Source organism: Lysinibacillus sp. NPDC056185 (assembly GCF_047737915.1).
In the GTDB taxonomy this organism is placed as follows: domain Bacteria; phylum Bacillota; class Bacilli; order Bacillales_A; family Planococcaceae; genus Lysinibacillus.
The window spans coordinates 55,013-75,986 of sequence record NZ_JBLLLQ010000014.1; the positions used below are offsets into that span (position 1 = coordinate 55,013).

General features: G+C 35.3%; 19 protein-coding genes and 5 pseudogenes. 7 read left to right on the forward strand and 17 right to left on the reverse strand.

The window, feature by feature from the left end; genetic code table 11:
• Positions 1-20: 20 nt before the first annotated feature.
• From ACMZ42_RS14670 to argF, 3 genes are all read right to left on the reverse strand, one after another.
• Positions 21-1,349 carry an LLM class flavin-dependent oxidoreductase gene (locus ACMZ42_RS14670; protein WP_415731900.1) on the reverse strand — a complete coding sequence of 443 codons (1,329 nt, stop codon included), beginning with the start codon at positions 1,347-1,349 and terminating at the stop codon, positions 21-23.
• Between the two features lie 184 nt (positions 1,350-1,533).
• Positions 1,534-2,433 carry a LysR family transcriptional regulator gene (locus tag ACMZ42_RS14675; protein ID WP_415731901.1) on the reverse strand — a complete coding sequence of 300 codons (900 nt, stop codon included), beginning with the start codon at positions 2,431-2,433 and terminating at the stop codon, positions 1,534-1,536.
• A 353-nt stretch (positions 2,434-2,786) separates the two neighbouring features.
• Positions 2,787-3,752, reverse strand: a complete 966-nt coding sequence (gene argF, locus ACMZ42_RS14680) for an ornithine carbamoyltransferase (RefSeq protein WP_415731902.1) — start codon at positions 3,750-3,752, stop codon at positions 2,787-2,789.
• Between the two features lie 608 nt (positions 3,753-4,360).
• Between argF and ACMZ42_RS14685 the strand changes: the two genes are divergently transcribed.
• From ACMZ42_RS14685 to ACMZ42_RS14695, 3 genes and pseudogenes are all read left to right on the forward strand, one after another.
• Positions 4,361-5,356, forward strand: coding sequence for a serine hydrolase domain-containing protein (locus ACMZ42_RS14685; RefSeq protein ID WP_415731903.1), 996 nt, complete (start codon positions 4,361-4,363; stop codon positions 5,354-5,356).
• A 344-nt stretch (positions 5,357-5,700) separates the two neighbouring features.
• Positions 5,701-5,769, forward strand: a pseudogene (locus tag ACMZ42_RS14690) (ATP-binding protein); the annotation flags it as partial.
• Between the two features lie 14 nt (positions 5,770-5,783).
• Positions 5,784-6,287 (forward strand): annotated as a pseudogene (locus ACMZ42_RS14695) (IS30 family transposase); the annotation flags it as partial.
• 165 nt (positions 6,288-6,452) lie between these two features.
• On the opposite strand, the gene ACMZ42_RS14700 reads toward ACMZ42_RS14695, so the two are convergent.
• The 5 genes from ACMZ42_RS14700 to ACMZ42_RS14720 form a co-directional block, all read right to left on the reverse strand.
• The gene (locus ACMZ42_RS14700) at positions 6,453-8,165 is read right to left on the reverse strand and encodes an ABC transporter ATP-binding protein (RefSeq protein WP_415731904.1); all 1,713 of its coding nucleotides are present in this window, start codon (positions 8,163-8,165) and stop codon (positions 6,453-6,455) included.
• Between the two features lie 155 nt (positions 8,166-8,320).
• On the reverse strand, positions 8,321-10,072 hold the full coding sequence (locus ACMZ42_RS14705) for an ABC transporter ATP-binding protein (protein WP_415731905.1): 1,752 nt from the start codon (positions 10,070-10,072) through the stop codon (positions 8,321-8,323).
• Positions 10,073-10,159: 87 nt separating this feature from the next.
• Entirely contained in the window at positions 10,160-11,620 is a 1,461-nt protein-coding gene (locus tag ACMZ42_RS14710; protein WP_415731906.1) for an ABC transporter ATP-binding protein, read from the reverse strand.
• Positions 11,614-12,357 (reverse strand): energy-coupling factor transporter transmembrane component T, encoded by a 744-nt coding sequence (locus tag ACMZ42_RS14715; RefSeq protein WP_415731907.1) that lies wholly within the window; start codon positions 12,355-12,357, stop codon positions 11,614-11,616. Before ACMZ42_RS14715 ends, ACMZ42_RS14710 begins: the two co-directional genes overlap by 7 nt.
• A gap of 16 nt (positions 12,358-12,373) precedes the next feature.
• Positions 12,374-12,982 (reverse strand): MptD family putative ECF transporter S component, encoded by a 609-nt coding sequence (locus ACMZ42_RS14720; RefSeq protein WP_415731908.1) that lies wholly within the window; start codon positions 12,980-12,982, stop codon positions 12,374-12,376.
• Between the two features lie 171 nt (positions 12,983-13,153).
• Between ACMZ42_RS14720 and ACMZ42_RS14725 the strand changes: the two genes are divergently transcribed.
• Complete coding sequence (locus ACMZ42_RS14725) at positions 13,154-14,116, forward strand: helix-turn-helix transcriptional regulator (RefSeq protein WP_415731909.1); 963 nt, start codon at positions 13,154-13,156, stop codon at positions 14,114-14,116.
• 8 nt (positions 14,117-14,124) lie between these two features.
• Entirely contained in the window at positions 14,125-14,829 is a 705-nt protein-coding gene (locus ACMZ42_RS14730) for a 4'-phosphopantetheinyl transferase family protein (protein ID WP_415731910.1), read from the forward strand.
• Between the two features lie 54 nt (positions 14,830-14,883).
• Here the strand turns inward: ACMZ42_RS14730 and ACMZ42_RS14735 are convergent.
• Positions 14,884-15,066: pseudogene (locus tag ACMZ42_RS14735) on the reverse strand (peptidase M28); the annotation flags it as partial.
• A 144-nt stretch (positions 15,067-15,210) separates the two neighbouring features.
• On the opposite strand from ACMZ42_RS14735, the gene ACMZ42_RS14740 reads away from it, so the two are divergent.
• The gene (locus tag ACMZ42_RS14740) at positions 15,211-15,585 is read left to right on the forward strand and encodes a peptidylprolyl isomerase (RefSeq protein ID WP_402868408.1); all 375 of its coding nucleotides are present in this window, start codon (positions 15,211-15,213) and stop codon (positions 15,583-15,585) included.
• A 199-nt stretch (positions 15,586-15,784) separates the two neighbouring features.
• Here the strand turns inward: ACMZ42_RS14740 and ACMZ42_RS14745 are convergent, their stop codons facing one another.
• A complete protein-coding gene (locus tag ACMZ42_RS14745) occupies positions 15,785-16,873 on the reverse strand; it encodes a M42 family metallopeptidase (protein WP_402868406.1) in 1,089 nt (362 codons plus the stop codon).
• Positions 16,874-16,972: 99 nt separating this feature from the next.
• Positions 16,973-17,458, reverse strand: a complete 486-nt coding sequence (locus tag ACMZ42_RS14750) for a dUTP diphosphatase (protein WP_415731911.1) — start codon at positions 17,456-17,458, stop codon at positions 16,973-16,975.
• Positions 17,459-17,561: 103 nt separating this feature from the next.
• On the opposite strand from ACMZ42_RS14750, the gene ACMZ42_RS14755 reads away from it, so the two are divergent.
• Positions 17,562-17,954, forward strand: coding sequence for a sigma-w pathway protein ysdB (locus ACMZ42_RS14755; protein ID WP_370075639.1), 393 nt, complete (start codon positions 17,562-17,564; stop codon positions 17,952-17,954).
• A gap of 82 nt (positions 17,955-18,036) precedes the next feature.
• Here the strand turns inward: ACMZ42_RS14755 and ACMZ42_RS14760 are convergent, their stop codons facing one another.
• The 6 genes and pseudogenes from ACMZ42_RS14760 to infC form a co-directional block, all read right to left on the reverse strand.
• A complete protein-coding gene (locus tag ACMZ42_RS14760; RefSeq protein ID WP_370075641.1) occupies positions 18,037-18,291 on the reverse strand; it encodes a DUF1294 domain-containing protein in 255 nt (84 codons plus the stop codon).
• A gap of 151 nt (positions 18,292-18,442) precedes the next feature.
• Positions 18,443-18,796 (reverse strand): annotated as a pseudogene (locus ACMZ42_RS14765) (RNA-guided endonuclease InsQ/TnpB family protein); the annotation flags it as partial.
• Positions 18,795-18,869, reverse strand: a pseudogene (locus tag ACMZ42_RS14770) (IS607 family transposase); the annotation flags it as partial. The pseudogenes ACMZ42_RS14765 and ACMZ42_RS14770, both read right to left, overlap by 2 nt.
• Before the next feature lie 755 nt (positions 18,870-19,624).
• Entirely contained in the window at positions 19,625-19,984 is a 360-nt protein-coding gene (gene rplT / locus ACMZ42_RS14775) for a 50S ribosomal protein L20 (protein ID WP_370041477.1), read from the reverse strand.
• A 54-nt stretch (positions 19,985-20,038) separates the two neighbouring features.
• Positions 20,039-20,239, reverse strand: a complete 201-nt coding sequence (gene rpmI / locus ACMZ42_RS14780; RefSeq protein WP_004226312.1) for a 50S ribosomal protein L35 — start codon at positions 20,237-20,239, stop codon at positions 20,039-20,041.
• A gap of 31 nt (positions 20,240-20,270) precedes the next feature.
• On the reverse strand, positions 20,271-20,774 hold the full coding sequence (gene infC, locus ACMZ42_RS14785) for a translation initiation factor IF-3 (RefSeq protein WP_025114499.1): 504 nt from the start codon (positions 20,772-20,774) through the stop codon (positions 20,271-20,273).
• Positions 20,775-20,974 lie beyond the last annotated feature (200 nt).

Below are 20,974 nucleotides of genomic sequence, written 5' to 3' on the forward strand. Positions count from 1 at the left end.
CATATACATTTACTAGGTTTTCAGACAGACTGTTTGACATAACGGCTTTCTTTAAATGGTAAACCTAAGTTACCACGTAATGTGTCAGCCTCATATTCTTCACGGTATAACCCTCTTGCTTGTAAAATCGGCACAACCTTGTCTACAAAATCATCCAGTGCTCCAGGTACAGTAACGCCTATAATAAAGCCATCAGCCGCCTCTTGCTCAAACCATTCCTGCACGAGGTCAGCAACATGCTCTGCTGTACCAAAGAATGCTGTTTTTGGGGTTGCCTCACGTAACGCTACTTGTCGCAATGTTAGCCCTTCTTGTTTGGCATATTTTTTAATATAATCAGTCGTACTTCTAAAGCTGTTTGCTCCAATATCACCAAGCTCTGGGAACGGAGCATCTACATCATATTGTGAAAAATCATGATGATCGAAATATCGACCTAGATAAGCAAGTGCGCGCTCTATCGAAACAAGCTCAACGATTTCCTGATACTTCGCTTCCGCTTCCTCGAGCGTATCGCCAATAATCGGAGAGATTCCTGGGAAAATTTTAACTTCATCTGGATTGCGTCCAAATGTCGCAACCTCAGTCTTCACCCTTTTATAAAATTTCTGTGACTCTTCTAACGATGCACCATGTGTAAAAATTGCATCTGCATCCTTTGCCGCTAATCGAATACCTGGATCTGAAGAACCCGCTTGGAAAATAACAGGCTGCCCCTGCTTAGAACGTGCAATATTTAGCGGACCTTGTACTGAAAAATAATTGCCCTTATGATTTAGTGTGTGCAGCTTTTCAGGATCGAAAAATACATCATTTTCTACATCGGCAATGAAAGCATCATCTTCCCATGAATCCCACAAGCCCTTTGCCACTTCTAAATATTCCTCAGCAATTTGATAGCGCTCTGCGTGGCTAGGATGCTGTTCAATTGTTTTATTATAGTTCAAGGCAGTGCTTTCTAATGGTGTCGTGACGACATTCCATCCTGCACGGCCCCCGCTAATATGATCTAAAGAGGCAAATTGGCGTGCAACTGTAAATGGTTCGCTATAAGAGGTTGATACAGTACCTACTAACCCGATGTTTTTAGTTGCTACTGCTAGCGCCGAAAGAATTGTAATTGGCTCAAAACGATTTAAAAAATGAGGAATAGATTTTTCATTGATGAATAAACCATCTGCAATAAAAGCAACATCAAATTTCCCCTGCTCAGCCTTTTGTGCTTGCTGAATATAAAACGGCAAACTTACACTTTGATTGCTAGCCACCTTAGGATGACGCCAACCTGAAATATTGCCACCTACACCATGAATAATAGCCCCGAATCGAATTTTGTCCTGTCTCACCATTTGTTCCTCCTCAAATCTTATTTTTACTAAACATAGTGGTTAAGTATGCTTTATTATTAAAAAAATATTTTATTTATGGTTGCGCATAGATAAAATAGGATTGAGGAAGATAATACAGTTCATTTATACAATTTGCAATAGGCTACATAATAGAAAAAAATTTACTGTCTTATAAAATATTTTATCAATTCGAATTTTCTTGAATACTTTCATATTGTATAGCAGTTTCTTGTAATGTTTTCCAAAAGGCTGGCGCCAGCGTCGCTTTATTTTTATACGTTAAAAAAATGTGTTGATTCATATCAAGTAAATGCTTCACATCAATCTCAACAAATTCCCCACTTTCAAGCTCCTTTTTTACACAAAGATGTGGTAAGAAGCTCATATATTCTCTCGTACGAATAAATTCTTTCGCTACCTCTAAATGATCCGTTCGCACTTCAATATTTGCAGATACGCCCTCTACCTCAAACATTTTATGCACATAATTCCAATCAAAAGCCCCACATTCAAAAAACACCATTTTCTGCTGTGCCAGATCCTTTGCTTTCATTAGATTTTGTTGTATAAATGGGTGCTCACGATGCATCACAAGTTTAACAGCATTGCTTAATAATAGCTCATTGCAAATTCCTTCCATATGCACGTATTGAACTAGACCAAGATGGATTTGATGACTTTGCAATTTCTCTAAAATCACTGCTGTTGAACCTGTGATAATCTGAAAGCGCAAATGAGGAAAATCCTTTTTCCATTTAGGCAATGCGTAAGCTAAAAAATATTGTGCTGTGACTCCATTTGTACCAATGCACACCTCATCAGGCTCCTTCGTTTCCTCTAATTGTTTCTTTCCTTGTTCGAAGGTTTGCACAATCTGTGTCGCAAACGGTACAAAATCCTTGCCTTTATCCGATAATATTACACTTCGCCCATCACGATGAAATAACTCCACATTCAACTCTCGCTCCAATGATTTAATACGTGCTGTCACAGTTGGTTGAGATAAAAACAATGCATTTGCTGCCTTATGAATACTTTTATAATGCACTACATATAAAAACGCTTCGATATGGTCAATGTTCATCTGAAGCCCTCCACAAATTACTTATTTATCCTATTATATAGATAATTGTTTTAATTCTCTATAAAAGATTGGAAAACTAGGTATTATATTTTCAAAAAAAAAAAAAAAGCAACCTAGCGTCTCCCAGGTTACTTTATTATGTAGCGATGTGGTCATCCATCTTGATAACATACATCACGTCGTGGCTTACATCCCTCTGTCTGCAACCACTGTTATATTATTCAAATTGGCACCCTCTGTTGCCAATTTGAACTCTCTCTATATAGTATTTCTCAACTGAGAAGCACAATACTTCAAAACATTTGTAGCTGACGCTTTGCTTTCGCTACAGAAAACATTTTTGCTGAAAGAAGTTAAGCTAGAATTGAGGCTAGCACCGCTTTTTGTGCATGAAGTCTATTTTCTGCTTGCTCAAAGATGTAGGAATTTGGTCCATCAATAACAGATGACGCTACTTCTTCTTCACGATGAGCCGGTAAACAGTGTAGGAACATATAATTCGGTTTTGCGTATGCGACAAGCTCATCATTAATTTGATAACCTGCAAAGTCTTGTAGACGTTTTGCAGCTTCCTCTTCTTGCCCCATCGACGTCCATACATCTGCATACACTACATCCGCGTTTATAACCGCATCTATAGGATCGTTTGTAATAATAATTGTACTACCATTTGCTGCTGCGATAGCCTGAGCTTTTGCGATTACCTCTGCATCACATTCATAGCCAACTGGTGTTGCCACTGCCACGTTCATTCCTACATGTGCAGAAGCGACTACTAATGAGTGCGCCACGTTGTTGCCATCTCCAACATATGCAATTTTTAATCCTTTTAGATGACCTTTATTTTCAGCGATTGTTTCTAAATCCGCTAAAGCTTGACATGGGTGATAAATATCCGTTAGTCCATTGATAACCGGTATAGATGCATGCTCTGCAAGCTCCTTCACCATTGCATGAGAGTTCGCGCGAATCATAATACCATCTAAATAACCTGATAACACATGTGCTGTATCATAAATCGATTCACCACGACCAATCTGTAAATCACGCGCATGCATAAACATACCTTTTCCACCTAATTGGTTCATACCTACTTCAAACGAAATACGAGTACGAGTTGAATGTTTCTCAAAAATCATGCCGAGTGTCTTACCTCCTAGTAGCTTCGTACATTTCCCTTCTTTAGTAATCATTTTCAACTGTGTTGCTAATTCAACTAACTGTTGAACCTCTTCACTTGTGTATTCTAGCAAGGTTAATAAGTCCTTACCTTTTAAACTAGACACTAACTTTAACTGTACTTCCTCGAGTAATTTCATAGCCTTCGCTCCTTGTTTAGTTGCTGTTGGGCTTAGTATAACAAATGCATAAATATAAAATCAACTGAATTTTTATGTTTATTTTAAAAAGTTAGAATTTTATCTTTAAATATGACGAAAATACGAATTATCTAATATTTATGCATATTTTCAATAATTCAACTCAAATCACACATTTAAGAGAATTGCATTATTGGTAATAATTAATATATATTAGTTATTTAGATGGCCAAATACACAGATAAGAACTTGTTGCATCTTGTGAAAGCAATGAATCAAGTTGGATCGAAACGAATTTAACTTCTAAACAAGCAATATTTTCAAATCTTCTCAGACGAACAGCCGAATTAGCCATAGTTAATTGGGACATCCACGGGCGCTGTTGGCCAATTAGTAAATTAGAACAATGCATAAAAAGGATCGAAAAGAGGTTATTATAGAGCTAGATGAACGAGGACATCTTATTTAAGCAGGGGGAAATTGAGCTTGTCATTATACAAAGCTCAATAGAGAGGACTTGTTACAATCAAAATACATACTTTTGAAATTACATTCTATTATTTCAGAGGAGCAGGAAAAAAATAAGCGTTCTTAATGGAGGTATTATTGTGGATTTACATGATTTAAAAAAGGACATATTTAAAGTTGCTTATCCCTATATAAAAACCCGTCCAAATGTTGCTTTATCCATCGGTATCATTTCTCAAGACCAAGAAGCTACTTTTACTTTCGGTGGATCGAATTTTATGCTGGAAGAAAAGCCTTATATATATGAAGTTGGGTCAATTTCTAAAGTTTTTACTACATCCATATTAGGGGAAATGATTCAGGAGGGAAAAGTACATGTAGAAGATTCTATTGGCAAATACTTTTCTGAAATTCCCGACAATCACCCTGTCACACTCAAACGTTTAGCAAACCATACTTCTGGACTACCGGGATTAGGTGTGCTGAAGAACATTTCCAATCTTTTTGACGCACAAACACCCCGCGATCCTTTTTGTCAATATTCACTGGACGAGACTATTCATTATTTTAAAACGCACACAGACGAGCCAAAAGTTAAATTCAGATATTCTAATGTAGGAATGGGGCTTTTAGGATACATTTTAGCCGATACACTGCACACTGATTTTGAAACAGCTATTAAACAAAGATTAACAGATCCTTTAGATATGCCAAATACATTTATCTCTATCCCTTCTGATCAGGCAGAGGCAGTATTGCAAGGCTACACGATTCTTGGACATAAGAAGCCTCCGCTCCAAATGAATGACTTTATGGCGGCAGGGGCAGTCCGTTCAACTGTCAATGATCTTTTAAAATTTATGAAAGTACATTTAAGTGATGAAAATTTAGGTTATTCATTATCACATCAAGCTACTGAAACCTTTTCGGAACATATGGGTATTGGTCTAGGATGGCTTCTTGAGGACAATATCATTTGGCATAACGGTTCGACGAAAGCTTTCTCTTGTTATCTAGGATTTGATAAAACACAACAAACAGGCGTCGTTGTTTTATCTAATTATCGCTCTCCTATATTGGCGACAAACCCTGGGCAAATCGGTAAAGAGATATTACAGCTTTTACAAAATAAATAGATTTTATTTTTATCGAGGGATAATGTGAATTTATCGCTAAAAGTTTTGGACTTATCACCTAACTTTTTAAATTTATCGACATAAAGCCCTCAAACATTTAGTTTGAGGGCTATTTTTATAATCATTGTATAGAAATTTTTCTGCATAGAGCTGTGTTTTTTTGTTGGATAGACTTCTAAGGCATTTTAGGGGTTTCTCTGTAACAATCATTCTTTCTAGTTATCCATACACATTTCAATATTTGCAAATATGTTACACTTTATCAAACACTGATATTCAGTTATTTAACTAACAAAACAAGTTATTTTTTAAAATTATTTTATTATTGAGGAGGGGGATGAAGCTTGTTTTTTGTTCAAATGTCAGGTTTTTCTGGTTCCGGCAAGTCTACTCTTTCACGTGAGATTGCTAAAAGTTAGAAGTGCCTATAACCGTTTTCCGTCAAAAAGGAAAGCGCCAAAAGCCCCGCGAAACAAGGGGAAGATTTAACATTGGCACACCAATTTCTAAACGAAAGAAGTACGTAAACGTGAAACCTTTGGACATTTGGAGTTAGATACAGTTGTATCTGGACGTGGGAAAGCAAAAGGTTGTGTAGCAACATTTATTGAGCGAATGACACGGTGGTATGTTGGCTTTTTGATACCAGATCGCTCAGCTCAATCAATGGAAAGAGCAGTGCGTCTACTTCATACTAAATTACCAAAAGGCACTATAAAAACTGCCACAACAGACCGAGGTAAAGAATTTAGCTGCTATAAAGTGTTAGAAAAAGACTTGAAAATTGATGTTTATTTTGCGGACGCCTATTCTACTTGGCAACGCGGAAGTAACAAAAATGGAAATGGATTGCTTCGTGAGTTCTTCCCTAAGCAAACAAATTTCGAAGAAGAACTATATCAACAACCGACCAAGAAAATGTCTTGGTTAGAAAACTACAAACGAGGCTTTTAATGAGCAATTGTTGCACTTAATTTGACAAATCATCTCTTAAAAAAACTAATTGCTCATATCGTTCAACCTCATGTAAATACCAATCCATTTGTCGGGACATTTTTTTCGCTCCCATCCTCTCATGATTTACAAAATACATTTGCTATACGCTACTTAGTTGATGTTCCTTTTTCCACATTGCTGCATATTTTCCTTCTTTAGCAATAAGCTTTTGATGGGATCCTTCTTCTACGATCTGTCCTTCATTAACAACTAGGATTTTGTCTGCATTTTTAATAATGGAAAGTGTATGGGCAATCATCACAACCGTTTTTTTCTTTTTCAAAAGATTTTTAATCGCTTCTTTTACAGCCAACTCATTTTCGATATCTAATGATGCTGTCGCTTCATCTAATAAAAGTATTGGGCTGTCTTTTAAAATGGCACGTGCAATGGATATACGCTGCCTTTCGCCGCCTGATAGATTATTACCATTTTCCCCCACAATCGTGTCATAGCTATACTCTAATTTCTCAATAAAATCATGGCAGTTTGCCTCTTTCGCAGCATTAATAATTTCTTGTTCTGTCGCATCTGGCTTTGCATAACGAATATTATTTAAAATCGTATCATTAAACAAAAATATATCTTGATCAACTATTGAAATTTTCTGCAATACTTTTTCGGAAGCAATCGATTGAATAGGTTGCTGACCGATTAATATATCACCTTGTTCAGGCTCATAGTATTTTGTTATTAAATTTAAAATAGTTGATTTTCCCGAACCCGATGGTCCAACAATCGCCACAAACTGTGAAGAATCAATTACAAAATTGATATTACGTAATACAGGTTCCCCTTGGGTATAGGCGAAATTTACATTTTGAAAAGCTATACTATACTGTTCAGGTTCAAAAGAAGCATCATTTGGTAACTCCTCCACCTCATCTATGACACATTCAATTTGTCTTTTTGCAATCATTAAGTTTTTATAAGAGGTTAAATCAATAAAAAGTGTGCCAAATAATTTACATGTAAATAAAGGGGTAATGCTAATTAGAAAGAAAGAAGACGCATCTAAATTCCCTTCAAGCCATTGATGTCCTGCTAAATAAAGAACAATCGGTAAACTAAACCAGCAAACGATACTAAATGTTGTCCCGATTGGAATTACTTTAATCTCATATAAATAACTAACATCACTATAATCCTTCATTGATGTGGTTGTTGCCTTATTTTTAACACCGCCCAAACCAAATGATCGCAACGTTTGAATACCATTTATATACTCAATTACAGCACTTGTATTACTTGTCATAATGTGTTTCTTCTGGTTTCCATATTTTTTTACCATTAAAAAGGACAAATAAAGTGTTGGTATTAATAATAAACCTGAACTTAACAGAACTACTCCAGCAGATAAATAAATAGTCGAAACGAAGCCAATTAGCAGTAAAGAAAATGAAGTATTTTTTATAATATCTCCTATTTTATGAGTCAAAATATTTTCATAATTATTAACACTAGTTGTCGTTGCATTAATATACTCTCCTGTTTGTGCCTTCGTAAAGGAGGAAAGCGGTATTTTTTTCATTTTATCGCCTAGTGTCAAGCGAAGAATTCTACTAATCTGGGCGCCTCCAATTTGCCCTCTCGTATAGCCAAACGCATAGATGATTAAACGAATAATAAAAACGGCGCCTAACAATAACAGAATTTGAGTTAACATATTCATCGTTAGCTGCTCTGTTATTAAAGCATTAATCGTGTAATATAGTACGATAAAATTAAATCCAGCTAGCATACCCTCGATGACATTGAAAACAATAGAAAGATAAAAAGAAGCATTTTTTGTAAATGCATGTTTTTTGTCCATACTTAAGTCTCCTTCATAAATGGGCTTTCCCTGGAAAGACCCTTTCCTTTCTGTGAATATCTAATAACCTTTTTCACTCCACTTTACTTCGATCTAACTTCTTTTTCCCTCAGGATGTTGCAACACTCACTAATATTTAAAACACATACAACATCTTAAAGTTCATACGTAATCTCTCTAGCTTTACTATAATCCTGCCAAATCTTTTTATATGAAGGGCTTTCTTCTAGCATTTCTTTGTGCGTTCCACATGCTTTTAGTGTTTGATTTTCTACAATTGCCACTCGATCACAATGTTTAATAATACCAAGACGGTGTGCAATGATAATTACTGTTTTACCAACACAAAGTTCAGCAATGGCTTGATCAATCTCTGCCTGATTTTCTGGATCTGCTGCAGATGTTGCTTCATCTAATATTAAAATTGGTGCATTTTTTAAAATGGCACGTGCAATAGCAATTCGCTGTTTTTCTCCACCAGAAAATCTAGTTCCAAAACTCCCTACTCTCGTATCGTAACCATCTGGTAATGAAATAATAAAATCATCTATTTGCGCTTTTTTCGCCGCATCCCTTACCTCATCAATGGTGGCATTAGAGCCCATGACAATATTTTCAAACACTGTACCACTCGTTAAAAATGTCTTTTGGAATACTATTGTTATATTTTTTAATAATTCCTCATAATCAATTTCCTTTACATTTTGATTACCTATCAATACTTCTCCTTGCTGAACATCATTAAAGCGTGAAATCAACTGTACAATGGTGCTTTTCCCTGAACCTGAAGCACCTACAATAGCTATTTTTTCATTTTCAGCAATTGACAGATTGACATTCTTTAAATGTTCTTTCTGTCCATCATAAGAGTAGTAGACATTTCTTAATTCAATATTATTATTGTTCGGAAATGCTTGCCCTTGTCCAAAAACAGGTATTTCTAAAAAGGCTACGCATTTCTTTACAGCATTTAAAACCTGTGCAAAGTTTGAACCTAATTCCTGTAAAGGTCGTAATTCTGTTAAATACAATGAGCCTACGAATGCAAAAAGAATAAAGACACTTCCTGTTAAACTACCGTTTAAAAACCACATTCCACCAATAGGTACCATTAGAAGTAGACCACATTCTATAATAATGATATAGCTAGCATATGGTGGACCCATTTTCAAAGACATTTCTTTCCATATATTGAATTCTTCATCTACTGCTTTAGTAAACTTTTTAAATGATGAACTACTCATGTTATACGCCTTAATTAAACGCATTCCTTGAATATATTCGATAATGATTGCATTTAGATTGGCTATGGAACGTGCTGCACGATCCATTATTTGATTCGTACCTCTAAACATTATAGCCATTACTGCAACTGCAACAATTAATGGAATAAACGAGATAAGCGCTAATGGTACGTTAACTGTACACAAATAGATAAAGACAGCAACTGGGCCACTCATATAAAAGACTAACTCTGGTAAATGGTGTGCTAAAAATAACTCTAGCTTTTCAATTTCTTCATTTAATAGTGTTTTTATTTCTCCTGTATTTCGTTCATTTAAAGAACCTAGTGAAACCTGCGCCATATGCTCTGTTACTTGACAACGCACCTTAAATAATGTTCGATAGGCGCCCTTATGCGATAGAGTACCAGAAATAGCAAAGAGCCCAAATCGAACAATTATCGAAATGGCCAAAATCAATAAATTTCGAATTAACGAAGCTTCTGTTAAATTATTGTGATAGGCTTGCTCAATAATTTGATAAATAACGAAATAAGGTACAATTGTTGAAAGACCACTAATTAATGAACATAAGACAGACAAATATAAGTATTTTTTATCTTTTCCAGCCCAAGAAAGAAGCACAAAGATTGGATTTTTATTTTGTTTTGCAATTTTCCCCATTATCGTTCAGCCCCTTCCTACACATCGTAAATTTATAATGTACAAATCTCTACACAAACAGGTCAGTTACGTTAGTGCTTTTCCCTGCTACATAGTGAAAGTTTCAATTGTATACTGATGATTTTCTTTATTTAACTTATAATCATCTTGCTTCTTTCCATCTCCGAAGCGAAGTATACGATGACAGCAAGATGCTATAAATTCTAAGTCATGTGTAATGACAAAAATAATTTTATTAGCCTCCGCTAAATTCTGTAAAATACTAGAAACCTTTTGCATACTGTCAAAATCTAATCCACTTGTCGGTTCATCAAACACTATAATTTCCTTTTCACTTATTAAACTTGCAGCTACAGCAAGTCTCTGTTTTTGTCCTCCTGATAATGTATTCGGGTGTCGATTGACCAGTTCTAATAAATCCATTTCCTCCAATGCTTTTCGTACTAAATTCGGATTGGGATTTTTCACCCCAAATACACATTCTTTTTCAACCGTTTCTGCGAATAACTGATAATTGACATCTTGCATTACCATATAGGAAAGCTGAGCCTGTTTTTTCAATGTTAGTTTTTGTTTATTAAAATAAATATTTCCTGATGATAGTTTATGTAGACCACATATCGCTCTAGCAAAGGTCGTTTTTCCTGCACCATTATGTCCTGTGATTGCAATTATTTCTCCGCTTTTTGCTGTGAATTGAATATTTTCTAATACCTTTCTTTTTTTGTGCGATATAGTGACATCCTTCACAACAAGCTCATGAACTTTTTGTTCAGCAGGTAGCGATTTATGTTGAAACTGTACATTGTCTAAATAAAGTGTGCGGAGTCCTAATTGCCTCAGTTGAAGATCTGAAAGCTGTAAAAAATCCTTTTGTGAGTAAACTGATACAATTTGTCCCTTATCTAATACAATGGCTCTATCAATTAACTCTTTTAAATAGTAAAGTCTATGCTCTGATACAATAATTGTTTTGCCTTGCTTTTTTAGTAATGTAATCATGTTTTTTAAATCTTCGATAGCTGCAGTATCTAGATTTGAGGACGGCTCATCTAATACAAAAATATCCGGTTCTACAGCATAAACACTTGCAAAAGCAATCTTCTGCTTCTCTCCCCCTGATAAATGAAAAATGTTGCGCTGACGTAGCTTTTCTAAATGAAGGTCAGAAGTAATTTGCTGTATCCGTTCTTTCATCATTTCTTTTGGATATGCCATATTCTCCATTCCAAATACAATTTCACTATCTGTATCAACATTAAAAAATTGTGACCTTGGATTTTGAAAAACCGTCCCAACATGTTCGCTTAATTCATACATTTTCCTATTTTCTACAGGTTGATTATTTAATAACACTTGTCCTTTATGCTTTCCACAATAAAAATAAGGAATTAAACCGTTAATTGCTCGGATAATAGTTGTTTTACCACAGCCACTTTTACCACATAGTAAAATGCACTGTCCCTTTTTGACATGAATATTTATATTTTCTATACCTTCACTTTTTTCATCTGTATATTGAAATGAGTATTGCTCTATTTTCAACATATAAACACTCCTCCAAACACAAAAAATGTAAATACAAATATTACAATACTATCACTGAATTGGAATGACACATGTTGAAAGCAAGAGCGCTCTTTTGGGTTTTCAATCCCTCTTGTTATGCTTGCAGCAGATAATTCATCAGCAATTTTTGAGGCTGCCATCATTAAAGGAACGTAAATACATTCAACTGTTTGCACAGGTTTTTTTACAAAGCCTATTGGTGAGGGCGAGATACCTCTTAATTTCATGGCATCCTTTATATATCGCCAATCCTCACCAATCATTGGAAAATAGCGTAACATTACGGCTAATGGAATAATTACCTTTTTTGAAATACGTATTTTTTCTAAGGCTGTCATAAATTCATTAATTCTTGTTGTTCCAACTAATAATCCGCCCATTACAACACAAGGGAATATTTTTCTGATAAACATTGCAAATGATACAAACATTAACTCCCATACGCCTGACAAAAACGTTTCACTTACTACGTGAATTCCTAGAATAAACACATAACCAAGCATCATTTTCAACGAAAAAGAAAACATGCCCATCAGTATGCAAAGACTAAATATTATGGTCATTAATATAAGTTCATATTGAAAAGAAGGTGACAAAAAAACCGCTGCATTTACTAACAGTAACAGATATATTTTCGTTCTTGGATCAAGTTTGACGGTGAAAACATGCATATGCATATTACTCTGCTTATACATATAATTCTTCTCTTTACTCATAAGTTCACCGCCCTACCTACGCTAGTACTCCAGATTTCTCAAACTGTTTTCTCAATAATTTTTTTCCCAATAAACCGCTTATCAAAGCACATAGCATTGTGCCAACAATCATTGTTGGTAACATCCAACTTTGGGCAGTTGTTAGCATCGTATCCATATAAGCTTGTTCGGTTCCTTGACCTACCAAATACTCCTTATATGCCTGTTGATTAAACCATAGCATTACGTAAGACCCCATTGGATGCAGTGAAAAAACAATATAACTTATCATATTAATTGATATATTTTTATACTTACCGATTGATGCTACTAATTCACCAATTAAAGCTAATCCTATACAAGCTAACGACCATAACCAGTACATCCCTGTAACAAAAGTAATAATCGCTAATAATATTCCTAAAATTAGGATTGGTCCAAATTTTGGTACTTTCGCTATCATTAATAAATAAATAGGTCCTGTTAATAGAGCCGCACCAGCTGGCATTAAAAACGTTAATACAGGATTGGGGGCAAAAAAGGCTGATCCAATCATCATGAATATAAAAAATAGTGCTGAGAAAATACCAACCGTAATTAAATCTTTAATACTTAGAGATTTATTCTGCATTGTTTGTGAATACATATTTATACCTCTTTTCCTTTCTATAGTAATTATTACTATATTTTCTTTCGTTTCATTGATAATGATTATCATTATCTATTATAATAAATAGTAGTACATAAAAAAATAACTACACTATGTTTACGTCCAATCAAGGAAGAGGAAAGTCTAATTGAGGAAAGGAGAAATCAGATGACATCTCATCATTTTAAACCTCTGTTATTAGAAAATGGTTTTTCAAAATTTGACCAAATGAGCAAATATAACTCAGTAGGTACTACATATACAATCGATCCAACTTTAGGTAAAGGTTATTATTGGATATACCATTTTGAGGACATGTTTTCTATTCTCATTCATGATTTTTATTTTTTTGAGCATTATCAGTTAGAATTAGCAATGCCTGAACTTTTAACTGTCACATACTATGAATCTATTTCAGGTGAGGAGCTTAACCCTTACCAACCATTAAAACCAGGTTATATAAGGAGTTATTGGGGAAAAGGAGAAAAATATAGTGCTATTATTCATAAAAATATTCCAGTACAATCAATCGGTATTGAGTTTACCCCTATTTTTTGTGATCAATTTTTAGCACATAAATATGGTGAAAAATATGTAAATCCACGTCAAGCATTAACAACACTAAAAGCCACAACTACTTTTCCAGAAATGATTATTCTACTTCGACAAATAGCGGCTTATCGTGGTTCTGACCTAACTTCTGCACTATTTTATGAAGGAAAAGTATACGAAGCATTAGCCCTTATAATGGAACGTGTACTTTTCAATAAAACTTGTCATTGCTCACAAATTTCTAAAGAAGATATTCACCAAATTGAGCATGTAGCCACTCATATTAAAAAATACTACGCCCTACAACTAACTTTAGATCATTTAACTAAAATTTCTTGTATGGGTGCTACAAAATTAAAAAAATTATTTAAAGAAGTTTATCATTGTACAATTACTGAATATATTCAAAAACAACGAGTCCATCAGGCTGAGAAATTACTAGCTCATACAGAGCTCCCTATTAACGAAATTGCTCGAACAGTAGGCTATCAAAGTGCAGGTAGGTTTTCAGAGTTATTTAAACGCTATGCAGATTTAACACCAAAAGAATATAGGCAGCAAATATCTAAGGCTAAATAAGGAGGTTATTGATCATCATAAAACTTGCTCTACTTTCCATTACAGATTCACATTTTGATATATACCATTCAAAACTCGCAGCTTTCATTTCAGATGACAAACAAAACAAACTTCAGCGATTCCATTTCGAAGATGACTATAAGCGAGGTTTATTGGCTGACATATTAGCTAGATATTTAATTTCAACAAATTTTAATATAGCCCCATCAGATATTGAATTTGATAATAATCCATATGGTAAACCATATGTAAAAAATCTACCTAATGCCTTTTTTAATGTTTCACATTCAGGGAATTATGTTCTTTGTGGTATCAGTAATATGGAAATCGGTGTCGATATTGAAAAGCAAAATATACTGGATCTCAATCTCGCTCAACATATTTTTGCTCCTGAGGAATTTCAAGATTTAATCGCTTTATCTGACAGAAATCAATTAGATTATTTTTATAAACTATGGACCTTGAAAGAAGCCTATATTAAATATTGTGGCGTAGGCTTATCTTTGCCACTTCATTCCTTCTTTTTTAAAATTAATAATGATGGCATTCATTTATCTGTTACAAACCAATTGAATTCTCTATACTTTTTAGCCTCCAGAGTTGAACAACAATATTCCTTAGCTTGCTGTTCAAACGAGCAAATTGAAGCAAATGCTATCGAACAAATTTCTTTACAAACTATCATATCCTTTTTTCAACAATTTGATGATTAAATTATTTTTCATATAAAATACCCTCAAACTTTATTTCGTTTGAGGGTTGTTTGCTTAGTCAAAAATAATTTTATTGACTGCATCACGGTCTAATTTTTTAATAACTTCCACCATTAATTTTACAGCATGATCATAATCATCACGATGTAAAATACCTGCATGTGAGTGGATGTAGCGTGTTGCAATACCAATGGATAGCGCAGGTATACCATTTGCAGTTACATGGATAGAACCAGCGATTTGTATCGATTTAGACATGCTCGTATCGCTTGTTTATCTTGCTACACATTTACTATTCCTTTACCAATTCATGATTTTCTATGTTACAATTTACCATAACTAGAATTTTCAATTAGTTGAAGGAAGGCGGATGAAAAGGCATTGAAAAAATTATTATTTTTAATGTTTTTGACAGTATTTATTTTAACAGCATGTAACTCATCAACGCTAAGTATTAGTGAAATTGAGAGTGTTCCAGAAAAAGTGCAAAAGGTAATCGAAGAAAAAAATACACTTCAATTAATCAACGATGTAGATAAGAATATTTCTTATCTCGTTTTTCAGTCAAAAGGAACAGTTACAACAGGCCTTGAAACACAAGGTGATACATTAATAATAAAATTAGATGTTAAGAATCAACAAGATAATGCAATAAAACAACATGTCTATAAATTAACGTTAGACTCTAACCAGGATACGATTGATATTCACATCAATGGAAAATCTACAACTATTGATAATGTAACAGGTATATGAGGAGCAATTATCCTCTTTTCTACAATCGAAATATTAACCTACCACACATCAATTTAGGGACTTATGCGTAAAACAAGTCCCTTTTGTTATGCTTTCTCAATCGCTCCTATTTGAATCGCTAATTGATATATTTCTTTAGTCTAACCAACGCAAAAAGCCTCCTAACATTTTTGTTAGAAGGCAAAACTATTCAGCAATATTAGTCAAAAATAATTTTATTGACTGCATCACGGTCTAATTTTTTAATTACTTCCACCATTAATTTTACAGCATGATCATAATCATCACGATGTAAAATACCTGCATGTGAGTGGATGTAGCGTGTAGCAATACCGATAGATAGGGCAGGTATACCATTTGCAGTTACGTGGATAGAACCAGCGTCTGTACCGCCACCAGCCATCGCCTCGAATTGATATGGAATATTGTGCTCATCAGCTACATCTAATACGAATTCACGTAAACCGCGGTGTGATACCATTGATGCATCGTAAACAACAATTTGTGGACCAGCGCCCATTTTACTAGTTGATTCTTTTGCAGTTACCCCTGGTGTGTCTCCTGCTACACCTACATCGACAGCAAAGCCGATATCTGGTTGGATTTTATGCGTAGCAGTTTTCGCACCACGAAGCCCTACTTCCTCTTGGACATTCCCTACAGAATAAAGGATGTTAGGATGCTTTTCATTTTGCAATGCTTTCATCACATCAATTGCAATTGCACAACCAATGCGGTTATCCCATGCTTTTGCTAATAAGTATTTTTCATTTTTCATCACATTAAATTCAAAATATGGTGTTACCATATCGCCAGGACGTACGCCCCATTCAAGTACTTCATCTTTTGAAGCCGCACCAACATCGATAAACATATCTTTAATGTCTACCACTTTGTTACGCACATCTGCTGGTAAAATATGAGGTGGCTTTGAACCAATAACCCCAATAATTTCATCGCCTTTACGTGTTGTAATTGTTACACGCTGTGCAAGCATAACCTGACTCCACCAGCCACCTACTGTTTGGAATTTGATGAACCCTTTGTCATCGATTTGAGTAACCATGAAGCCTACTTCATCTAAGTGACCTGCAACCATAATTTTCGGGCCATTTTCATCCCCAACTTTTTTAGCAATGACGCTACCTAAATTATCTGTTTCAACTAAGTCTGCATATGGTCCAATGTATTTTTTCATGACCTCGCGTGGTGCACGTTCATTACCTGCAATACCATTCGCATCTGTTAAATCTTTAAACATTTGTAATGTTGAATCTAGCTGTGTCATTCTTTTGCCTCCTGACTACTCTTGTATCTTCTCTATTATACTTCGTTTACCGAAATATTCCTAGCTTAATCGTCAGAAAATTGGTGTATTTCTTACACTTTAATATCCTGTGCGCTGACGATTATAATTTTCTTCATTTTTCTCAATATATGCCGCAACAACATCCTCAAATGAAAAGCCCAGATTAAATGCAAGCAATCCATAGCATTGCCAGATCGCTAAGTATCTATCCTCTGTTGGTTGACTAATAAAACTTAAAATATAGTCTTGTGTCATTAAAAATGTCTCTGTTAAATCTCTCTTCTCTTCAATCACCGGCCATTTTTCAATCGCTGTATAACCTTTTAATAAGCCAAGTGATAATATAAAATGAATCGAATCCACATATTCCTCTAAAATCACATCACGTTCTGAAGCTCCCTTTGTGCTCCAAAACTTAAAGCAACGTGTCTCATTTGCTAGTTCGGCTAGCTCTACCATTAAGGCTAAACCTTTTTCTTTAAATACATCACGTTCTATATTTTGTGTTTTCTCGATGAAATCATCAAGCCCTTTTTGCATTTTAAACAATTGTTGTAAATTCATTTTTTTCTCCTAAATTTCTTAAAAATATTTATAAAAAGTGAAACTAATTGTCCTTCACAATCGTATAGGAAGGAATAACCTTTCTTCAAGGGGGAAATTAAAAATGTTGCCGTTACTTATTCGTCTTGCTGTTATTGCGCTTATTATCTATGTATTTTATAAAGCGATTCGTTATATAACCGATCCTAAGCGAAAACTTGATGAAGCCTATGAAAAAGGCCAATATTATTTTTATGATGACGTCAAAAATGTCCGAAAAAATTTCTTTATCTCTTATAAGGGTGCTCTTTTCGAAGGTGAAAAATACCTCGGCACGACTGAAAATGCCTTCGAGGTTGTGACGATTTTTGTTGGCGCCCGTGATGCCGCTACACTGCAAGGTTTTACAAAAAGAGACTTTGAATACCTACAGCAAGAAATTCTCTTGAACTATCCGAGCGCAAAAATAAATTGGAAGCAGCCCATTGAAAAGCTTATGCGTAACACATCCTCATAATGAGGATGTGTTTTATTTATCGGAATATTTTCATGATTTATCGGAACATTACCGTGTTTTATCGGAATGTTTTCGAGATTTATCACCATATTTGTACTATGATAAAAATTTGAATAGCTGCTAGCAGCGGGAAGCCAAATGCAAAGCTGTTATGGCGTGTTTTATGACGGAATAAATACATTCCTAGCACCCCACCTACTGCACCACCAGCGATTGCTAATGTAAATAATGTGCGTTCTGCAATACGCCATTCATGCTTTTTTGCTTTCGATTTATCCATGCCGATACGAAAAACATATACATTTCTTAAAAAATGTAGACATCTCCACTGTGACACAACTTATATCTTCCGACTTTCGTATTTGTGTCTTCCTTATTCTCCGAGTCTGGTTTCGCCAAAGCTACTACCATTTAGTATGACTCTCCAAAGGCTTAAATTCCGCAGTATCGTTGCGTACACATCTAAGGTTTAGTGTCAGTTAAATTCCTTAGATTGAGTAATTTGCTAAGTTAATGCTTGCGTTCAAATCTCTATCCAGCTTTAATCCGCAAGAGCAGATAAATAATCTGTCTTTCAGTTTCATATCGGTTTTGATTTGTCCACAATTAGAACAAGTTTTTGATGATGGAAACCATCTGTCAGCTTCAACAAATTCAATTCCGTATTTTTGGCATTTGTATTGAATTTGCCGTTTGAATTCATATATCTTTTCCTCGGCTACCGCCTTCGCCAGATGTTTATTTTTCATCAACCCTTTTACATTTAAATGTTCCATTACAATACGAGATGGCTTGGTTTTCACAATCTCATTAGAACATTGATGTAAATGATTTGTTCGAATCGCCTTTTGCTTCCATTCTTCTTAGCGTTACAACATTTACACCAACACGTTTAGCAAATTTCCCAATGGACATTCATTCCATGCGTACCACCTCTCTTTCAATATGATAAAATCACTTTACCCTATTTAGAGAGGTTGCTAACATTTTTATAGTTGTATATCTTTTTCTTGTTCACACGAAGGCGCAACCCTTCATGCAGTCTTTCTCTCACGAGTAGACCTCTTATGCTTTCACATAAGCGCAGACTATATCTTCATCTTATCTTCTAATAAGAGCCACATTTTTCTTCCGCCATTCGCTTGCGGTTTTACTCTCCCTCAAGGAGATAGTCGTTGAACGTCTTCCTTGTCTCATGAGAGATTTAGGAGTTCGCTGCTAAACATCCATTGTCAAAGCACTTAGCGCCACCGTTTTCCGTTGTCACGATGATCCGTTACGGACACTGAGTAATTTTTTTCAGCTTATGCTATCCTTGTTGTTTTTTCTGCTTTCGCACCGTTACGTCTGCCGTTTCCAGCTCCGCTTTGGTCACAAGGCTTTAGGAGTTAAAAGCAATTAACGTGGAGTTCGCACCAATCGCTTGATACGAAGGGTATTCTGTTATAAATCTATGTTTCTATACAGGTTTGTATAGTTTGGTTTAAATTTGTTGTAACAGTTTAGTTACCCATCATCACGAGCAGAACTATAGAAACAACTGCCATATAGGCCAATAATACTTGCCCCATTGTTAAGTACTCCTTTATTTTTACTATTTACTACTACTCTAACACAAAAAAAGACTGACGAATAAATCCATCAGTCTTGTGAAAGCATTATATCACTAATTATTTAGCAACAGCTTTTTTAGCAGATTCAGCTAATAGAGTGAATGCTGCTGCATCAGTTACAGCTAGGTCAGCTAACATTTTACGGTTAACTTCGATACCAGCAACTTTTAAACCGTGCATTAAGCGGCTGTATGAAAGACCGTTCATGCGAGCAGCTGCGTTGATACGAGTGATCCATAATTTACGGAAATCACGTTTTTTCTGACGACGGTCACGGTATGCATATTGACCTGACTTCATCACTGCTTGGTTAGCAACTTTGTATAATGTATGTTTTGAACCATAGTAACCTTTAGCTAATTTCAATACTTTTTTACGACGTTTGCGCGTCACTGTTCCGCCTTTTACGCGTGGCATATGAATTACCTCCTGCTTTTCATTTAAAAATGAATGTTAGTATTTTTTAGTCAATTATTTCATGTAAACAAGTAAAGATTTGATGCGTTTGAAGTCACCAGATGAAACGATGTTTGCTTTACGTAGGTGACGTTTTTGTTTTGTAGATTTGTTTGCGAATAAGTGGCTTCCATAAGCACGGTCATATTTTAATTTACCTGAACCCGTTTTTTTGAAACGTTTCGCAGCTCCACGGTGAGTTTTCATTTTTGGCATGTCGAATTCCTCCTAAACTGTTCGTCTAATATTATTTCTCGTTCTTTGGTTGAAGAACTAAGAACATGCTTCGGCCTTCCATCTTCGGTTTTTGTTCAACCGTCGATACTTCAGCACAAGCTTCAGCAAAACGATCTAATACACGTTGACCAATGTCTTTGTGTGTAATCGCACGACCTTTGAAACGTAGGCTACATTTTACTTTATCGCCTTTTTCAAGGAATTTAATCGCATTACGTAGCTTCGTTTGGAAATCATGCTCATCGATTGATGGGCTCAGACGAACCTCTTTCATTACGATGACCTTTTGATTTTTACGAATTTCACGGTCTTTCTTTTGCTGTTCAAACTTAAATTTACCATAGTCCATGATACGAGCGACTGGCGGCTTGGCTTGAGGGGCCACAAGGACAAGATCCAAGTTTACACGAGTGGCGATTTCTAGCGCTTCATTACGTGTCTTTACACCAAGCTGGTCACCATTGTGATCGATTAATCGAAGTTCACGTGCGCGAATGCCTTCGTTTACATACATGTCTTTGCTAATAGTAATCCACCTCCAAGTAGTTGTCGCGAATACATGGTTTGGGCAAAGCCTTGCCCGGTTGAACGGTACATCCTCTTGTCATGTCCATAAAAAAAGGACGGACACTAAGATGTCCGCCCGCTATATGTGCATGCGCAAGTCTGCGCAAAACAATTCAACGTGTAATACCTGTTCACAGCCTAAGAGCG

Excerpts from the sequence above, each read along its gene's own strand:
- ACMZ42_RS14670 (WP_415731900.1), bottom strand. The coding sequence starts at position 1,349 with ATGGTGAGACAGGACAAAATTCGATTCGGGGCTATTATTCATGGTGTA.
- ACMZ42_RS14675 (WP_415731901.1), bottom strand. The coding sequence starts at position 2,433 with ATGAACATTGACCATATCGAAGCGTTTTTATATGTAGTGCATTATAAA.
- argF (WP_415731902.1), bottom strand. The coding sequence starts at position 3,752 with ATGAAATTACTCGAGGAAGTACAGTTAAAGTTAGTGTCTAGTTTAAAA.
- ACMZ42_RS14700 (WP_415731904.1), bottom strand. The coding sequence starts at position 8,165 with ATGGACAAAAAACATGCATTTACAAAAAATGCTTCTTTTTATCTTTCT.
- ACMZ42_RS14705 (WP_415731905.1), bottom strand. The coding sequence starts at position 10,072 with ATGGGGAAAATTGCAAAACAAAATAAAAATCCAATCTTTGTGCTTCTT.
- ACMZ42_RS14710 (WP_415731906.1), bottom strand. The coding sequence starts at position 11,620 with ATGTTGAAAATAGAGCAATACTCATTTCAATATACAGATGAAAAAAGT.
- ACMZ42_RS14715 (WP_415731907.1), bottom strand. The coding sequence starts at position 12,357 with ATGAGTAAAGAGAAGAATTATATGTATAAGCAGAGTAATATGCATATG.
- ACMZ42_RS14720 (WP_415731908.1), bottom strand. The coding sequence starts at position 12,982 with ATGTATTCACAAACAATGCAGAATAAATCTCTAAGTATTAAAGATTTA.
- ACMZ42_RS14725 (WP_415731909.1), top strand. The coding sequence starts at position 13,154 with ATGACATCTCATCATTTTAAACCTCTGTTATTAGAAAATGGTTTTTCA.
- ACMZ42_RS14745 (WP_402868406.1), bottom strand. The coding sequence starts at position 16,873 with ATGACACAGCTAGATTCAACATTACAAATGTTTAAAGATTTAACAGAT.
- ACMZ42_RS14750 (WP_415731911.1), bottom strand. The coding sequence starts at position 17,458 with ATGAATTTACAACAATTGTTTAAAATGCAAAAAGGGCTTGATGATTTC.
- ACMZ42_RS14755 (WP_370075639.1), top strand. The coding sequence starts at position 17,562 with ATGTTGCCGTTACTTATTCGTCTTGCTGTTATTGCGCTTATTATCTAT.
- rplT (WP_370041477.1), bottom strand. The coding sequence starts at position 19,984 with ATGCCACGCGTAAAAGGCGGAACAGTGACGCGCAAACGTCGTAAAAAA.
- rpmI (WP_004226312.1), bottom strand. The coding sequence starts at position 20,239 with ATGCCAAAAATGAAAACTCACCGTGGAGCTGCGAAACGTTTCAAAAAA.
- infC (WP_025114499.1), bottom strand. The coding sequence starts at position 20,774 with ATGTATGTAAACGAAGGCATTCGCGCACGTGAACTTCGATTAATCGAT.